Source organism: Seonamhaeicola maritimus, assembly GCF_008056315.1.
Classification (GTDB): Bacteria; Bacteroidota; Bacteroidia; order Flavobacteriales; family Flavobacteriaceae; genus Seonamhaeicola; species Seonamhaeicola maritimus.
On the sequence record NZ_VRKQ01000008.1, the window covers coordinates 638,707 to 651,792 of the forward strand.

Sequence of the window (13,086 nt, forward strand, 5' to 3'; positions counted from 1 at the left end):
TATAATTATTTGAATTAGTCAGCATCAAAAATCTTAATAAAAAGTTAATTACACAATAAATTTTAGTTAAAAATTGATTTTTGACTAAGAACTGAAGTTGATTGTTTGTTATTGATTAAAAATTGGTAGTTAAGCTTAAATGTATTTTGGAGTCTGAAAATTTGAATTTTTGACCTTCATTTTTGCCATTGGCGTAATTGAATTTGAAAAGGCCGGCCTTTGTAAACAGTCCAAAGCCAAAGCCATACCCAAATAATTTTTGATTTATTTTAGCTATATCATTTTCAAAATAAGCTAAGTCAATTATAGAGTGAATGTAAATGGAATTATTAAGTTGATACCTATACTCTGTGTTAAGAAGTCCGTACATGGTTGCAAATAAGCTGTTTTCCTCAAATCCTCTTATTGAATTAATACCACCAAAACGTAGCAGTTCATTTTCAAAATAGGTGTCGGAATTAATGGTTGCAGCATTTGCTCTTATAAATAAACTATTCTTTCTGTTTAAATTGAAAATCTTAAATGTATTAACATTTAGGAATGACTGCCTTTCTTTTTGGTTAGATTCTTTTCTGTTGCCAAAATTGGTTTCTAAATATAAATAGGTGTTGGTAGGAAAAAGAAAGTTGTTAGTTTGTGGTTTTTGAAATTCATAAGCTAGAGACAAAAAGTTCTTTTTGTAGTCAAAAATTTGGGTTACAGAATTTTCGTTTAGAAGGTTGTTAGATTCTTCATATAAAACTCCCGCATAAATTTTATGACGTGAATTTATTTGATAATGAATTTTGGCTGATTGGTTAACTGTTGTAAAAGATGAATCTTTTTTAAAAATGTTAAGAGATAAATCAACTCCAATTGGAGATTTGAACAAATAGGGTAGGCTTAAGTTTGTTGTGAAAGTCTTTTGATCGTTTTCATCACTTTTATATAGTAGTCTGAAAGATTCTCCGAAGTTTAAATTGTTTGTTAGGTTTAGATTCAAATAACCATCAAATTCAATTTTATTTGTTTCTTCATTAGTGCCAAAACCAAGAAAGCCGTCAAACGAATTACTTTGAGTTTTTTTTAAGTATAAATATAAGGTGGTAGAATCTTTCGAAAATAACACTTCAGGAGATTTTAACTCGCTAGCAAATCTTAGATTGTTAAGTTGTTCCGTTTTGACTTTAATTTCATCTATATCGAAAACCTGCTTTGGTTTAATTTTTAAATAATGCATTAGGTATGATTTTGGGAAATTTTCGTACCCCTTAATAATTATGTTGTTAATGATTCTTTTTTCTTCCGTTGCATCAATTGATAATTGTGCTAATAAATTAGTATTATCTATAATTCTAATATTTGATAGTTTCAATTTTGAAAAAGGTAATCCTTCTTCAGAAATTTTCGAGTTAATAGTTTTTAATGCATTTTCAACTTCGGTGAATTTAAGTTCGAAATAATCATCAAATACATGACTAGTTACTAGGTTTAAAATTGAATTTGTGACTAAAGATTTGTCATAGTATATATATATGGTTTTAAATTTCCTTTTTAAAGAGAAATTGGCATTGAATAATGAGTCTTTAACTTTCTTTATTCCTAGTAGTTTGTTTTCAATAAATCCTTTTCTAAAAAGCCGTTGTTGAATAGAATTAGCCTCATTTTTAACAGAAGCATAATTATTATGATTTTTCAAATAATTCAGTGAATCAATTACTTGAGTTTCTAAAGGTGTATTGCCCGTAATTTTTAGTTTCAAATTTTGACAAAAAATTTCCGAAGAAAAAAGAGTGTATATAATAAGGAGTAAGAGAAAGCTTTTCTTCACGCTAAAATTTGACTGAATTTCTATGTAAATCTAACGGAAATACTAGAGATATAATATGGCTTTCTAGGTTAAATTTAAATTCCCTTGAAAATTAATGAATTAGGGTTTGAATTATAAATTTTAATTTCTACCTTTGCAGCCCTCTAATAAGAGGATTTTAAATTTTATATAATAATTATATATGCCAACAATTTCACAATTAGTAAGAACAGGAAGAGCCAAAATAACCAAGAAGAGTAAATCGGCTGCTTTAGATTCTTGTCCGCAAAGACGTGGTGTATGTACTCGTGTTTATACAACAACACCTAAAAAACCTAACTCAGCAATGAGAAAGGTAGCAAGGGTTCGTTTAACAAACGGTAACGAGGTTAATGCATACATTGGTGGAGAAGGACATAATCTACAAGAGCACTCGATAGTATTGGTTAGAGGTGGAAGGGTAAAAGATTTACCAGGTGTTAGATATCACGTTGTTCGTGGGGCTTTAGATACGGCAGGTGTTGCTGGAAGAACCCAACGTAGATCTAAGTACGGTGCTAAACGCCCTAAAAAGTAATTAAACTTTAAGAAGAAGACATGAGAAAAAGAGCAGCGAAAAAAAGACCACTTTTACCAGATCCAAGGTTTAACGACCAATTGGTAACACGTTTTGTTAATAACATGATGTGGGACGGTAAAAAGTCTGTAGCGTTCAAAGTATTCTATGATGCAATTGATATTGTAGATGCTAAAAAAACAGATGAAGAGAAAACGGCTTTAGAGCTTTGGAAAGATGCTTTATCTAATGTGATGCCTCACGTAGAAGTACGTAGTCGTCGTGTTGGTGGTGCAACATTTCAAATTCCAATGCAAATTCGTCCAGACCGTAAAATTTCTACAGCTATGAAATGGTTAATTGGTTATGCTAGAAAGCGTAATGAAAAATCTATGGCTTTAAAATTAGCGTCAGAAATTTTAGCAGCAGCTAAAGAAGAAGGAGCAGCGGTTAAGAAAAGAGTTGATACTCATAAAATGGCAGAAGCTAATAAAGCATTCTCTCACTTTAGATTTTAAGAAATGGCAAGAGATTTAAAATTTACAAGAAACATAGGTATTGCTGCGCATATTGATGCAGGAAAAACTACTACTACAGAACGTGTTCTTTATTATACAGGTGTATCTCATAAAATTGGAGAAGTACATGATGGTGCTGCTACAATGGACTGGATGGAGCAAGAGCAAGAAAGAGGTATTACAATTACTTCTGCTGCTACTACTTGTACTTGGAAATTCCCAATTGAAAACGGGCAACCAACTCCTGAAACTAAAGGATATCATTTTAATATAATTGACACTCCGGGTCACGTTGATTTTACGGTTGAAGTAAATCGTTCTTTACGTGTACTTGATGGGTTAGTATTCTTATTTAGTGCTGTTGATGGTGTTGAGCCTCAATCTGAAACTAACTGGAGATTAGCTGATAACTATAAAGTACCTAGAATTGGTTTTGTTAACAAAATGGACCGTCAAGGATCTAATTTCTTAGGTGTTTGTCAACAAGTAAAAGACATGTTAAAGTCTAATGCTGTGCCAATTGTATTGAACATTGGTGATGAAGCAGACTTTAAAGGAATTATCGATTTAGTTAAAAACCGTGCTATTGTTTGGCATGATGAAACTCAAGGGGCAACTTTTGATATTATCGATATTCCAGAAGATATGAAAGAAGAAGCTCGTGAGTATCGTGCACTTTTAATTGAAGAAGTGGCTACTTATGATGAGAACTTGTTAGAAAAATTCATGGAAGATGAAGATTCTATTACAGAAGAAGAAGTGCACGCTGCACTTAGAGCTGCTGTGATGGATATGGCAATTATTCCAATGATTTGTGGTTCTGCTTTCAAAAATAAAGGAGTTCAGTTCTTATTAGATGCTGTATGTCGTTACTTACCTTCTCCAACAGATAAGGAAGGTATTGTAGGAACTAATCCAGATACAGATAAAGAAGAAATTCGTAAACCAGATGTAAAGGAGCCATTTGCTGCTTTAGCATTTAAAATTGCTACAGATCCTTTTGTTGGACGTTTAGCATTCTTTAGAGCTTATTCTGGTCGTTTAGATGCTGGTTCTTACGTATTGAATAATCGTTCTGGTAAAAAAGAGCGTATCTCTCGTATCTATCAAATGCACTCTAATAAGCAAAACGCTATCGATTTTATCGAGGCAGGTGATATTGGAGCTGCAGTAGGTTTTAAAGATATTAAAACTGGTGATACTTTATCTGATGAAAAGAATCCAATAGTTTTAGAATCTATGGACTTTCCAGATCCAGTAATTGGTATTGCAGTTGAGCCTAAAACTAAAGCTGATGTTGATAAATTAGGAATGTCTTTAGCTAAATTAGCTGAAGAAGATCCAACGTTTACTGCAAGAACTGATGAAGCTTCAGGACAGACAATTATTTCTGGAATGGGTGAGCTTCACTTAGATATTATTGTTGATCGTCTTAAACGTGAGTTTAAAGTTGAAGTAAATCAAGGTCAACCACAAGTAGAGTACAAAGAAGCTATTACACAACGTGCTGAACACAGAGAGGTTTATAAGAAACAATCTGGTGGTCGTGGTAAATTTGCAGATATTGTATTTACACTTGAGCCTGCTGATGAAGGTGCAACTGGATTACAGTTTGAATCTGTTATTAAAGGTGGTAACGTTCCTAAAGAATTTGTTCCTTCTGTTGAGAAGGGATTCAAAATGGCTATGCAAAATGGTCCATTAGCTGGTTACGAAGTTGATTCAATGAAGGTAACTTTAAGTGATGGGTCTTACCATGATGTAGATTCTGATCAGCTATCATTCGAATTAGCTGCTAAGTTAGGATTCAAAAATGCTGCAAAAGCTGCAAAAGCTGTAATAATGGAACCTATTATGAAACTTGAGGTAATTACTCCTGAAGAAAATATGGGTGACATTGTAGGTGATTTAAATAGAAGAAGAGGTCAAGTTAGTGACATGGGAGATAGAGCTGGTGCTAAAACTGTTAAAGCTACAGTACCATTATCTGAAATGTTTGGATATGTAACCACATTAAGAACATTATCTTCAGGTCGTGCCACATCAACAATGGAATTTTCACACTATGCTGAAACTCCTTCTAATATATCTGAAGAAGTAATTAAGGCAGCTAAAGGCGTTGAAGCTTAAAATTTAAGAAAATGAGTCAAAAAATCAGAATAAAATTAAAATCTTACGATCACAATTTAGTAGATAAGTCTGCTGATAAGATTGTAAAAACAGTAAAAAGTACAGGGGCTGTTGTAACTGGACCAATTCCTTTACCAACTCATAAAAAACTTTTTACAGTTTTACGTTCTCCACACGTAAACAAGAAATCAAGAGAACAATTTCAATTATCTTCTTATAAAAGATTATTGGATATTTATTCTTCGTCATCAAAAACAATTGATGCGTTAATGAAGCTTGAGTTGCCAAGTGGTGTAGAAGTAGAGATTAAAGTATAGTTGCAATTTCTGCTTTTAGCAGAAAGGAAACATGTCCCACCGATGCGGTCGCGGGAAAAACGGATAAATACATTTCAGGGACGAAAGGTATTTTGTCCCTGAATTTTTTTAAACAAGTAAATAAATTAAATAAATAATTATGTCTGGGTTAATTGGAAAAAAAATCGGTATGACCAGCATCTTCGATGACAACGGGAAGAATATTCCTTGTACTGTTATAGAGGCTGGACCATGTATCGTTACCCAAGTCAGAACTGAAGAGGTTGACGGTTATAATGCTGTTCAATTAGGTTTCGATGACGCGACAGAAAAAAGCGCTACTAAAGCAGACCTTGGTCATGCTAAAAAGGCGGGTACTTCTGTAAAGCGTAAAGTTGCTGAATTCAAAGGTTTTGATGAGGAGTACAAATTAGGAGATGCAATCACTGTAGAACACTTCAACGAAGGAGAGTTTGTTGATATTGCAGGAACATCTAAAGGTAAAGGATTTCAAGGAGTTGTTAAACGTCATAATTTCGGTGGTGTAGGTCAAGCTACTCACGGTCAACATAACCGTTTAAGAGCACCTGGTTCTATTGGAGCTGCTTCATATCCTGCAAGAGTTTTCAAAGGAATGAAAATGGCCGGAAGAATGGGTGGTGAAAAAGTGAAAGTTCAAAATTTAAGAGTTTTAAAAGTAGTTGCTGAAAAGAACCTACTTGTTGTTAAAGGTTGCGTACCTGGGCACAAAAATTCTTATGTAATTATTCAGAAGTAATGAAAGTAGCAGTTTTAGATATAAACGGAAAAGACACTGGAAGGAAAGCAGAGCTTTCTAAAGAAGTGTTTGCTATTGAACCAAATGATCATGCAGTGTATTTGGATGTTAAGCAATACTTAGCTAACCAAAGACAAGGTACTCACAAATCTAAGGAAAGAGCTGAGATTACGGGTAGTACACGTAAGATTAAAAAGCAAAAAGGAACTGGTACAGCAAGAGCTGGTAGTATTAAGTCTGGTGTATTTAAAGGAGGAGGTCGTATGTTCGGTCCAAGACCAAGAAATTACAACTTTAAACTTAATAAAAATTTAAAGCGTTTAGCACGTAAATCTGCATTGAGTATTAAGGCAGGAGAGAAAGCAATAACAGTTTTAGAAGACTTCAATTTTGATGCTCCTAAAACTAAAAACTTTACGGCTGTTTTAAAGGCTTTAGATTTAGAAAACAAAAAATCTTTGTTTGTGTTGGGTGGGTCAAATAATAACGTATATTTGTCATCGCGCAATTTAAACGGTTCTGAGGTTATAACTAACTCAGAATTAAGCACTTATAAGATTTTAAATGCTAATCAAATAGTGCTTGTAGAGGGTGCTATTGAAGGAATTGAATCTAACTTAAGTAAATAAGAAACAGATGAGTATCTTAATTAAACCTATAATCACGGAAAAAGCGACTGCTGATAGCGAGTTAAGAAACTGCTATACTTTCGCGGTGAATACAAAGGCGAACAAGGTGGAAATCAAAAAGGCTGTAGAGGCTACTTATGGTGTTTCTGTTGAAAAAGTTCGTACTATAAATGTCCGTCCAGATCGTAGTACCAAGTTTACAAAAACTGGTATTCAACATGGTAAAACAAATGCTGTTAAAAAAGCAATTGTACAACTGGCGGATGGTGAGATGATTGATTTATATGCTAATATGTAATTAGACAAAAATGTCAGTAAGAAAATTAAAACCAATCACCCCAGGACAGCGATTTAGAGTAGTAAATGGATTTGACGCCATTACTACTGATAAGCCGGAGAAAAGTTTGTTAGCTCCGAAAAAAAGGTCTGGTGGTAGAAACAGTCAAGGAAAAATGACCATGCGCTATAAAGGTGGAGGTCATAAGAGAAAGTATCGTATTATTGATTTTAAACGTTGTAAGCATGGTATTCCTGCTGAAGTTAAAACAATAGAATACGATCCAAACAGATCAGCTTTTATAGCTTTATTGAATTATCAAGACGGTGAAAAAAGATATGTAATTGCACAAAATGGTTTACAAGTTGGGCAAAACATAGTGTCAGGTAATGAAGGAATTGCTCCAGAAATAGGAAATGCAATGCCTTTAAGTCAAATTCCATTAGGAACTATTATTTCTTGTGTAGAATTACGTCCAGGTCAAGGTGCTGTTATGGCGCGTAGTGCTGGTGCTTTTGCTCAGTTAATGGCAAGAGATGGTAAATTTGCTACCATTAAGTTACCATCAGGTGAAACAAGATTAGTTCTTGCAAATTGTATGGCAACTATTGGTGTGGTTTCTAACTCAGATCATCAATTGTTAGTATCTGGTAAAGCAGGTAGAACAAGATGGTTAGGAAGAAGACCAAGAACAAGACCAGTAGTTATGAATCCTGTTGATCATCCAATGGGTGGTGGTGAAGGAAAATCTTCTGGTGGACACCCACGTTCAAGAAACGGTATACCTGCTAAAGGTTATAGAACCCGTTCTAAAACAAAAGCTAGTAATAAATATATTGTAGAACGTAGAAAGAAATAAGACATGGCAAGATCATTAAAAAAAGGACCTTACGTTCATTATAAATTAGAGAGAAAAGTAGCTGCAAATGTTGAAGCTAACAAAAAAACTGTAATCAAAACTTGGTCTAGAGCAAGTATGATTACACCAGATTTTGTTGGACAAACAATAGCAGTGCACAATGGCCGTCAATTTGTACCAGTTTATGTAACTGAAAACATGGTAGGTCATAAATTAGGAGAATTTTCACCAACACGTTCATTCCGTGGACATGCAGGTGCTAAAAATAAAGGTAAAAAGTAGTAAGCTATGGGAAGTCGTAAAAAACAAATGGCAGACGCTATTAAGGAAGCTAAGAAGCAAGTTGCTTTCGCTAAACTTAATAATTGTCCTACATCACCAAGAAAAATGCGTTTAGTAGCCGATTTAGTAAGAGGTGAAAGCGTTGAAAAAGCACTTAATATCTTAAAATTTAGTCAAAAAGAAGCGTCTAATCGTTTAGAGAAATTGTTATTATCTGCAATTGCAAACTGGCAATCTAAAAACGAAGAGGCAGATGTTGAGTCGGCTGAATTATTTGTAAAAGAGATTAGAGTTGACGGAGGATCTATGTTAAAAAGATTACGTCCGGCTCCTCAAGGTCGTGCGCATAGAATTAGAAAACGTTCTAACCATGTAACATTAGTGGTGGGAGCTAACAATAACACACAAGCTTAATAACAGTATGGGACAAAAAACAAATCCAGTCGGGAATCGCTTAGGAATTATCAGAGGATGGGAATCTAACTGGTACGGAGGAAACGATTATGGTGATAAACTTGCCGAAGACGATAAGATTAGAAAATACGTTCACGCGCGTTTATCTAAAGCTAGTGTTAGTAGAGTAATTATTGAAAGAACTTTAAAACTTGTAACCGTTACTATCACAACGGCTCGTCCAGGTATCATTATTGGTAAAGGCGGTCAAGAGGTAGACAAGTTAAAAGAAGAGCTTAAAAAGATTACTGGAAAAGAAGTTCAGATTAATATTTTTGAAATTAAAAGACCTGAACTAGATGCATTTTTAGTAGCATCAAGTATTGCAAGACAAATAGAAAATAGAATTTCTTACCGTCGTGCAATCAAGATGGCTATTGCTGCTACAATGCGTATGAATGCTGAAGGAATCAAAATTCAAATTAGTGGTCGTTTAAACGGAGCTGAAATGGCACGTTCTGAACACTATAAAGAAGGACGTATTCCTTTATCAACCTTTAGAGCCGATATTGACTATGCTTTAGTTGAAGCACATACTACTTATGGTAGATTAGGTGTAAAAGTATGGATCATGAAAGGTGAAGTATATGGTAAAAGAGAGCTTTCTCCGCTTGTTGGGTTATCTAAGAAGCAAGGAAAAGGTGGTGGACGTGGAAATAAAAACCCTCGTCGTAGAAAGTAATTTTTTATAAAGTAAAGAAACATGTTACAGCCTAAAAGAACAAAATTTCGCAAGCAACAGAAGGGACGTATGAAAGGTATCTCTGGTAGAGGACATCAACTTTCAAACGGAACTTTTGGTATAAAAGCACTAGATTCTGTATTTATTACATCTCGTCAAATTGAAGCTGCACGTATTGCTGCTACTCGTTATATGAAAAGAGAAGGGTCACTTTGGATTAAAATTTTTCCAGACAAACCTATTACAAAGAAACCTCTTGAAGTACGTATGGGTAAAGGTAAGGGTGCCGTAGAATATTGGGTAGCTGTTGTAAAACCAGGAAGAGTTTTATTTGAAATTGGTGGTGTGCCATTAGACGTAGCTAAAGAAGCATTACGTTTAGCAGCACAAAAATTACCAGTAAAAACTAAGTTTATAATTGCTCGCGATTACGAAGCATAATTTATTAATATTATGAAACAATCAGAAATTAAAGAATTATCTACAGCTGAGTTACAAGAAAAACTTGGTGAGACTAAAAAAAGTTATTCAGACCTAAAACTGGCTCATGCAATATCTCCTTTAGAAAATCCAATTCAACTACGTTCAGTAAGAAGAACTGTAGCTAGAATTGCGACAGAATTAACTAAAAGAGAAATACAATAATTCTGCTGAAAGATGGAAACAAGAAATTTAAGAAAAGAACGTATAGGAGTTGTTACAAGTAACAAAATGCAGAAATCTATTGTGGTTTCTGAGGTGAAAAAAGTAAAACACCCTATGTATGGAAAATTCGTTTTAAAAACGAAGAAGTACGTTGCACACGATGAAACAAATGACTGCAACGAAGGTGATACAGTAAGGATCATGGAAACAAGACCTTTAAGTAAATCTAAGTGTTGGAGATTAGTTGAAATAATTGAAAGAGCTAAGTAATTATGGTACAACAAGAATCAAGACTTAAAGTAGCAGATAACACTGGAGCAAAAGAAGTATTAACAATACGTGTTCTAGGTGGTACTAAAAGAAGATACGCTTCTGTAGGAGACAAAATAGTTGTTTCTGTAAAAGATGCAACTCCTAATGGAAACATTAAAAAAGGAGCTGTTTCTACTGCAGTGGTTGTACGTACTAAGAAAGAAGTAAGAAGACCAGACGGATCTTATATTAGATTTGATGATAATGCTTGTGTATTATTGAACCCTACAGGTGAGATGAGAGGTACACGTGTATTTGGTCCTGTTGCTAGAGAACTTCGTGATAAACAATTCATGAAGATTGTATCATTAGCACCAGAAGTGCTTTAATACATTATTAAGATGACAAAGCTTAAAATAAAAACTGGAGATACTGTAAAAGTAATTGCTGGAGATCATAAAGGATCTGAAGGTAAAGTACAACTAGTATTAAAAGATAAGAACAAAGCAATTGTAGAGGGTGTAAACATGGTTAAGAAACATACTAAACCAAGTGCGCAAAATCCTCAAGGTGGCATTGTAGAGAAAGAAGCTGCTATTCATATTTCTAACTTATCATTGTTAACTTCAACAGGAGAAACAACTAGAGTTGGGTTTAGAGTAGAAGGCGATAAGAAAGAAAGATTTTCTAAAAAATCTAACGAAGTAATATAGTTATGGCATATTCACCTAGACTTAAAGAAGAGTATAAAAGCAGAGTAATTGCAGCTCTTACAGAAGAATTTGGATACAGTAATGTAATGCAAGTTCCTAAACTAGAAAAGATAGTAATATCTAAAGGTGTTGGAGCAGCGGTTGCAGACAAAAAGTTAATTGACTATGCATTAGAAGAGTTAACTACTATATCTGGACAAAAAGCGGTTTCAACAATATCTAAAAAGGATGTTGCATCTTTTAAACTTCGTAAAGGTATGCCTATTGGCGCTAAAGTTACTTTACGTGGAGAAAGAATGTATGAGTTTTTAGATCGTTTAGTAACATCTGCCTTACCACGTGTAAGAGATTTTAACGGAATTAAAGCTACAGGTTTTGACGGAAGAGGTAATTACAATTTAGGAATTACTGAGCAAATTATATTCCCTGAGATTAACATTGATAAAGTGAATAAAATCTCTGGTATGGATATTACATTTGTAACTTCTGCTGGAACAGATAAAGAAGCAAAATCATTATTAACTGAATTAGGGTTACCTTTTAAAAAGAATTAAGATATGGCTAAAGAATCAATGAAAGCCCGTGAGGTAAAAAGAGCTAAAACAGTAGCTAAGTATGCAGCAAAACGTAAGGCTTTAAAAGAAGCTGGAGATTATGAGGCATTACAAAAGTTGCCAAAAAATGCTTCACCTATTCGTATGCATAATAGATGTAAATTAACAGGAAGACCAAAAGGATATATGAGAACTTTTGGTATTTCTCGTGTAACATTCAGAGAAATGGCCAATCAAGGTCTTATTCCTGGGGTTAGAAAAGCTAGTTGGTAATATTATTATAAATAATCAGGTTTAAGGTTCGGTAAACCAACACCGAAAACCAAAATCGCAAAATCAATTAATTATGTACTCAGATCCAATTGCGGATTTTTTGACAAGAATTAGAAACGCAGTGCGTGCTAACCACAGAGTGGTTGAGATTCCTGCATCTAATTTAAAGAAAGACATGACTAAAATATTATTCGAACAAGGATATATTTTAAGTTATAAATTTGATGATTCTACTACTCAAGGTACTATCAAAATTGCACTTAAGTATAACAGTGTAACTAAAGAGCCTGTAATCAAGAAGATTCAGAGAATTAGTAAACCAGGTTTACGTAAGTATGCTGGTGCTAATGAACTACCTAGAATTCTTAATGGTCTTGGTATTGCTATTGTTTCTACTTCTCATGGAGTAATGACTGGTAAACAAGCCAAAAGAGATAATGTAGGTGGTGAAGTATTATGTTACGTTTACTAATTTTAAAGCCAGAAAGAAATGTCAAGAATAGGAAATAATCCAGTAGCCATTCCAGAAGGTGTAACAGTTGATGTTAAAGATAACGTAGTAACTGTAAAAGGAAAATTAGGAGAGTTAACACAAAATTACGATTCTATAGAGATTAAAGTTGAAGACGGAAGTGTTTGGGTAACACGTTCATCTGATACAAAAGATCAAAAAGCAAAACACGGTTTATATAGATCTTTAATGCATAACATGATTGAAGGTGTATCTAAAGGATGGACTAAAGAATTAGAATTGGTTGGTGTAGGTTATAGAGCATCAAATCAAGGACAAAAATTAGATTTAGCTTTAGGGTTTTCTCATAACATTGTTTTAAGCTTAGCTCCAGAAGTTAAAGTTGAAACAATTAGTGAAAAAGGAAAGAACCCAATTGTAAAGTTAACTTCTCATGATAAACAACTTGTAGGTCAAGTAGCTGCAAAGATTCGTGGTTTCAGAAAACCAGAGCCATATAAAGGTAAAGGTATCAAGTTTGTTGGTGAAGAAATTAGAAGAAAAGCAGGTAAATCAGCTTAATAATTAAGTTATGGCATTGACAAAAGAACAAAGAAGACAAAGAATAAAAAACAGAATCCGTAAGGTTGTTTCTGGTACAGAAACTAGACCTAGATTAGCTGTTTATAGAAGTAATAAAGAAATTTACGCTCAAATTATAGATGACGTTTCTGGTAAAACTATTAGCGCTGCATCTTCTAGAGATAAAGATATTGATTCTGCAAAAGTAAACAAGGTTGAAGCTGCTAAGTTAGTAGGTAAGACACTTGCTGAAAAAGCTTTAAAAGCTGGAGTAGAAACTATTGCTTTTGATAGAGGTGGATATTTATATCACGGTAGAGTTAAATCATTAGCTGAAGGTGCTAGAGAAGCTGGATTAAAATTTTAA

General features: G+C 33.9%; 22 protein-coding genes. 21 read left to right on the forward strand and 1 reads right to left on the reverse strand.

Annotated elements, in window-relative coordinates; all coding sequences use genetic code 11:
- Positions 1-115 precede the first annotated feature (115 nt).
- Positions 116-1,741 (reverse strand): BamA/TamA family outer membrane protein, encoded by a 1,626-nt coding sequence (locus FUA22_RS02615; protein WP_241664737.1) that lies wholly within the window; start codon positions 1,739-1,741, stop codon positions 116-118.
- A 250-nt stretch (positions 1,742-1,991) separates the two neighbouring features.
- Here FUA22_RS02615 and rpsL point away from each other — a divergent pair, with 250 nt between their 5' ends.
- From rpsL to rplR, 21 genes are all read left to right on the forward strand, one after another.
- Complete coding sequence (gene rpsL / locus FUA22_RS02620) at positions 1,992-2,366, forward strand: 30S ribosomal protein S12 (RefSeq protein ID WP_133357246.1); 375 nt, start codon at positions 1,992-1,994, stop codon at positions 2,364-2,366.
- 20 nt (positions 2,367-2,386) lie between these two features.
- The gene (gene rpsG / locus FUA22_RS02625; protein WP_147766287.1) at positions 2,387-2,863 is read left to right on the forward strand and encodes a 30S ribosomal protein S7; all 477 of its coding nucleotides are present in this window, start codon (positions 2,387-2,389) and stop codon (positions 2,861-2,863) included.
- A 3-nt stretch (positions 2,864-2,866) separates the two neighbouring features.
- On the forward strand, positions 2,867-4,993 hold the full coding sequence (fusA, locus tag FUA22_RS02630; protein WP_147766288.1) for an elongation factor G: 2,127 nt from the start codon (positions 2,867-2,869) through the stop codon (positions 4,991-4,993).
- A gap of 11 nt (positions 4,994-5,004) precedes the next feature.
- Positions 5,005-5,310, forward strand: coding sequence for a 30S ribosomal protein S10 (rpsJ, locus tag FUA22_RS02635; RefSeq protein ID WP_044626940.1), 306 nt, complete (start codon positions 5,005-5,007; stop codon positions 5,308-5,310).
- Positions 5,311-5,449: 139 nt separating this feature from the next.
- On the forward strand, positions 5,450-6,067 hold the full coding sequence (gene rplC, locus FUA22_RS02640; RefSeq protein ID WP_147766289.1) for a 50S ribosomal protein L3: 618 nt from the start codon (positions 5,450-5,452) through the stop codon (positions 6,065-6,067).
- Positions 6,067-6,696: a 50S ribosomal protein L4 gene (rplD, locus tag FUA22_RS02645; protein ID WP_147766290.1), complete on the forward strand. Its 630-nt coding sequence runs from the start codon at positions 6,067-6,069 to the stop codon at positions 6,694-6,696. The genes rplC and rplD overlap by 1 nt, the downstream gene beginning before the upstream one ends.
- Before the next feature lie 7 nt (positions 6,697-6,703).
- The gene (rplW, locus tag FUA22_RS02650; protein ID WP_147766291.1) at positions 6,704-6,994 is read left to right on the forward strand and encodes a 50S ribosomal protein L23; all 291 of its coding nucleotides are present in this window, start codon (positions 6,704-6,706) and stop codon (positions 6,992-6,994) included.
- Between the two features lie 10 nt (positions 6,995-7,004).
- Positions 7,005-7,832 carry a 50S ribosomal protein L2 gene (gene rplB / locus FUA22_RS02655; protein WP_147766292.1) on the forward strand — a complete coding sequence of 276 codons (828 nt, stop codon included), beginning with the start codon at positions 7,005-7,007 and terminating at the stop codon, positions 7,830-7,832.
- Between the two features lie 3 nt (positions 7,833-7,835).
- Complete coding sequence (rpsS, locus tag FUA22_RS02660) at positions 7,836-8,114, forward strand: 30S ribosomal protein S19 (protein ID WP_013869040.1); 279 nt, start codon at positions 7,836-7,838, stop codon at positions 8,112-8,114.
- Between the two features lie 6 nt (positions 8,115-8,120).
- On the forward strand, positions 8,121-8,528 hold the full coding sequence (rplV, locus tag FUA22_RS02665; RefSeq protein WP_147766293.1) for a 50S ribosomal protein L22: 408 nt from the start codon (positions 8,121-8,123) through the stop codon (positions 8,526-8,528).
- 7 nt (positions 8,529-8,535) lie between these two features.
- On the forward strand, positions 8,536-9,249 hold the full coding sequence (rpsC, locus tag FUA22_RS02670) for a 30S ribosomal protein S3 (RefSeq protein ID WP_147766294.1): 714 nt from the start codon (positions 8,536-8,538) through the stop codon (positions 9,247-9,249).
- 21 nt (positions 9,250-9,270) lie between these two features.
- Entirely contained in the window at positions 9,271-9,690 is a 420-nt protein-coding gene (rplP, locus tag FUA22_RS02675) for a 50S ribosomal protein L16 (RefSeq protein WP_147766295.1), read from the forward strand.
- Between the two features lie 12 nt (positions 9,691-9,702).
- Entirely contained in the window at positions 9,703-9,894 is a 192-nt protein-coding gene (rpmC, locus tag FUA22_RS02680; protein ID WP_147766296.1) for a 50S ribosomal protein L29, read from the forward strand.
- A 12-nt stretch (positions 9,895-9,906) separates the two neighbouring features.
- On the forward strand, positions 9,907-10,164 hold the full coding sequence (gene rpsQ / locus FUA22_RS02685; protein ID WP_147766297.1) for a 30S ribosomal protein S17: 258 nt from the start codon (positions 9,907-9,909) through the stop codon (positions 10,162-10,164).
- Between the two features lie 2 nt (positions 10,165-10,166).
- Positions 10,167-10,535, forward strand: a complete 369-nt coding sequence (gene rplN / locus FUA22_RS02690; RefSeq protein ID WP_019386277.1) for a 50S ribosomal protein L14 — start codon at positions 10,167-10,169, stop codon at positions 10,533-10,535.
- Between the two features lie 12 nt (positions 10,536-10,547).
- Positions 10,548-10,859, forward strand: a complete 312-nt coding sequence (gene rplX, locus FUA22_RS02695) for a 50S ribosomal protein L24 (RefSeq protein WP_147766298.1) — start codon at positions 10,548-10,550, stop codon at positions 10,857-10,859.
- A 2-nt stretch (positions 10,860-10,861) separates the two neighbouring features.
- The gene (rplE, locus tag FUA22_RS02700) at positions 10,862-11,413 is read left to right on the forward strand and encodes a 50S ribosomal protein L5 (RefSeq protein WP_147766299.1); all 552 of its coding nucleotides are present in this window, start codon (positions 10,862-10,864) and stop codon (positions 11,411-11,413) included.
- A 3-nt stretch (positions 11,414-11,416) separates the two neighbouring features.
- Positions 11,417-11,686, forward strand: a complete 270-nt coding sequence (rpsN, locus tag FUA22_RS02705; RefSeq protein WP_147766300.1) for a 30S ribosomal protein S14 — start codon at positions 11,417-11,419, stop codon at positions 11,684-11,686.
- Between the two features lie 73 nt (positions 11,687-11,759).
- Positions 11,760-12,158 carry a 30S ribosomal protein S8 gene (gene rpsH, locus FUA22_RS02710; RefSeq protein ID WP_147766301.1) on the forward strand — a complete coding sequence of 133 codons (399 nt, stop codon included), beginning with the start codon at positions 11,760-11,762 and terminating at the stop codon, positions 12,156-12,158.
- Positions 12,159-12,176: 18 nt separating this feature from the next.
- Positions 12,177-12,719, forward strand: a complete 543-nt coding sequence (rplF, locus tag FUA22_RS02715) for a 50S ribosomal protein L6 (RefSeq protein WP_147766302.1) — start codon at positions 12,177-12,179, stop codon at positions 12,717-12,719.
- Between the two features lie 10 nt (positions 12,720-12,729).
- Positions 12,730-13,086, forward strand: a complete 357-nt coding sequence (rplR, locus tag FUA22_RS02720; RefSeq protein WP_147766303.1) for a 50S ribosomal protein L18 — start codon at positions 12,730-12,732, stop codon at positions 13,084-13,086.

Excerpts from the sequence above, each read along its gene's own strand:
- rpsL (WP_133357246.1), top strand. The coding sequence starts at position 1,992 with ATGCCAACAATTTCACAATTAGTAAGAACAGGAAGAGCCAAAATAACC.
- rpsG (WP_147766287.1), top strand. The coding sequence starts at position 2,387 with ATGAGAAAAAGAGCAGCGAAAAAAAGACCACTTTTACCAGATCCAAGG.
- fusA (WP_147766288.1), top strand. The coding sequence starts at position 2,867 with ATGGCAAGAGATTTAAAATTTACAAGAAACATAGGTATTGCTGCGCAT.
- rpsJ (WP_044626940.1), top strand. The coding sequence starts at position 5,005 with ATGAGTCAAAAAATCAGAATAAAATTAAAATCTTACGATCACAATTTA.
- rplC (WP_147766289.1), top strand. The coding sequence starts at position 5,450 with ATGTCTGGGTTAATTGGAAAAAAAATCGGTATGACCAGCATCTTCGAT.
- rplD (WP_147766290.1), top strand. The coding sequence starts at position 6,067 with ATGAAAGTAGCAGTTTTAGATATAAACGGAAAAGACACTGGAAGGAAA.
- rplW (WP_147766291.1), top strand. The coding sequence starts at position 6,704 with ATGAGTATCTTAATTAAACCTATAATCACGGAAAAAGCGACTGCTGAT.
- rplB (WP_147766292.1), top strand. The coding sequence starts at position 7,005 with ATGTCAGTAAGAAAATTAAAACCAATCACCCCAGGACAGCGATTTAGA.
- rpsS (WP_013869040.1), top strand. The coding sequence starts at position 7,836 with ATGGCAAGATCATTAAAAAAAGGACCTTACGTTCATTATAAATTAGAG.
- rplV (WP_147766293.1), top strand. The coding sequence starts at position 8,121 with ATGGGAAGTCGTAAAAAACAAATGGCAGACGCTATTAAGGAAGCTAAG.
- rpsC (WP_147766294.1), top strand. The coding sequence starts at position 8,536 with ATGGGACAAAAAACAAATCCAGTCGGGAATCGCTTAGGAATTATCAGA.
- rplP (WP_147766295.1), top strand. The coding sequence starts at position 9,271 with ATGTTACAGCCTAAAAGAACAAAATTTCGCAAGCAACAGAAGGGACGT.
- rpmC (WP_147766296.1), top strand. The coding sequence starts at position 9,703 with ATGAAACAATCAGAAATTAAAGAATTATCTACAGCTGAGTTACAAGAA.
- rpsQ (WP_147766297.1), top strand. The coding sequence starts at position 9,907 with ATGGAAACAAGAAATTTAAGAAAAGAACGTATAGGAGTTGTTACAAGT.
- rplN (WP_019386277.1), top strand. The coding sequence starts at position 10,167 with ATGGTACAACAAGAATCAAGACTTAAAGTAGCAGATAACACTGGAGCA.
- rplX (WP_147766298.1), top strand. The coding sequence starts at position 10,548 with ATGACAAAGCTTAAAATAAAAACTGGAGATACTGTAAAAGTAATTGCT.
- rplE (WP_147766299.1), top strand. The coding sequence starts at position 10,862 with ATGGCATATTCACCTAGACTTAAAGAAGAGTATAAAAGCAGAGTAATT.
- rpsN (WP_147766300.1), top strand. The coding sequence starts at position 11,417 with ATGGCTAAAGAATCAATGAAAGCCCGTGAGGTAAAAAGAGCTAAAACA.
- rpsH (WP_147766301.1), top strand. The coding sequence starts at position 11,760 with ATGTACTCAGATCCAATTGCGGATTTTTTGACAAGAATTAGAAACGCA.
- rplF (WP_147766302.1), top strand. The coding sequence starts at position 12,177 with ATGTCAAGAATAGGAAATAATCCAGTAGCCATTCCAGAAGGTGTAACA.
- rplR (WP_147766303.1), top strand. The coding sequence starts at position 12,730 with ATGGCATTGACAAAAGAACAAAGAAGACAAAGAATAAAAAACAGAATC.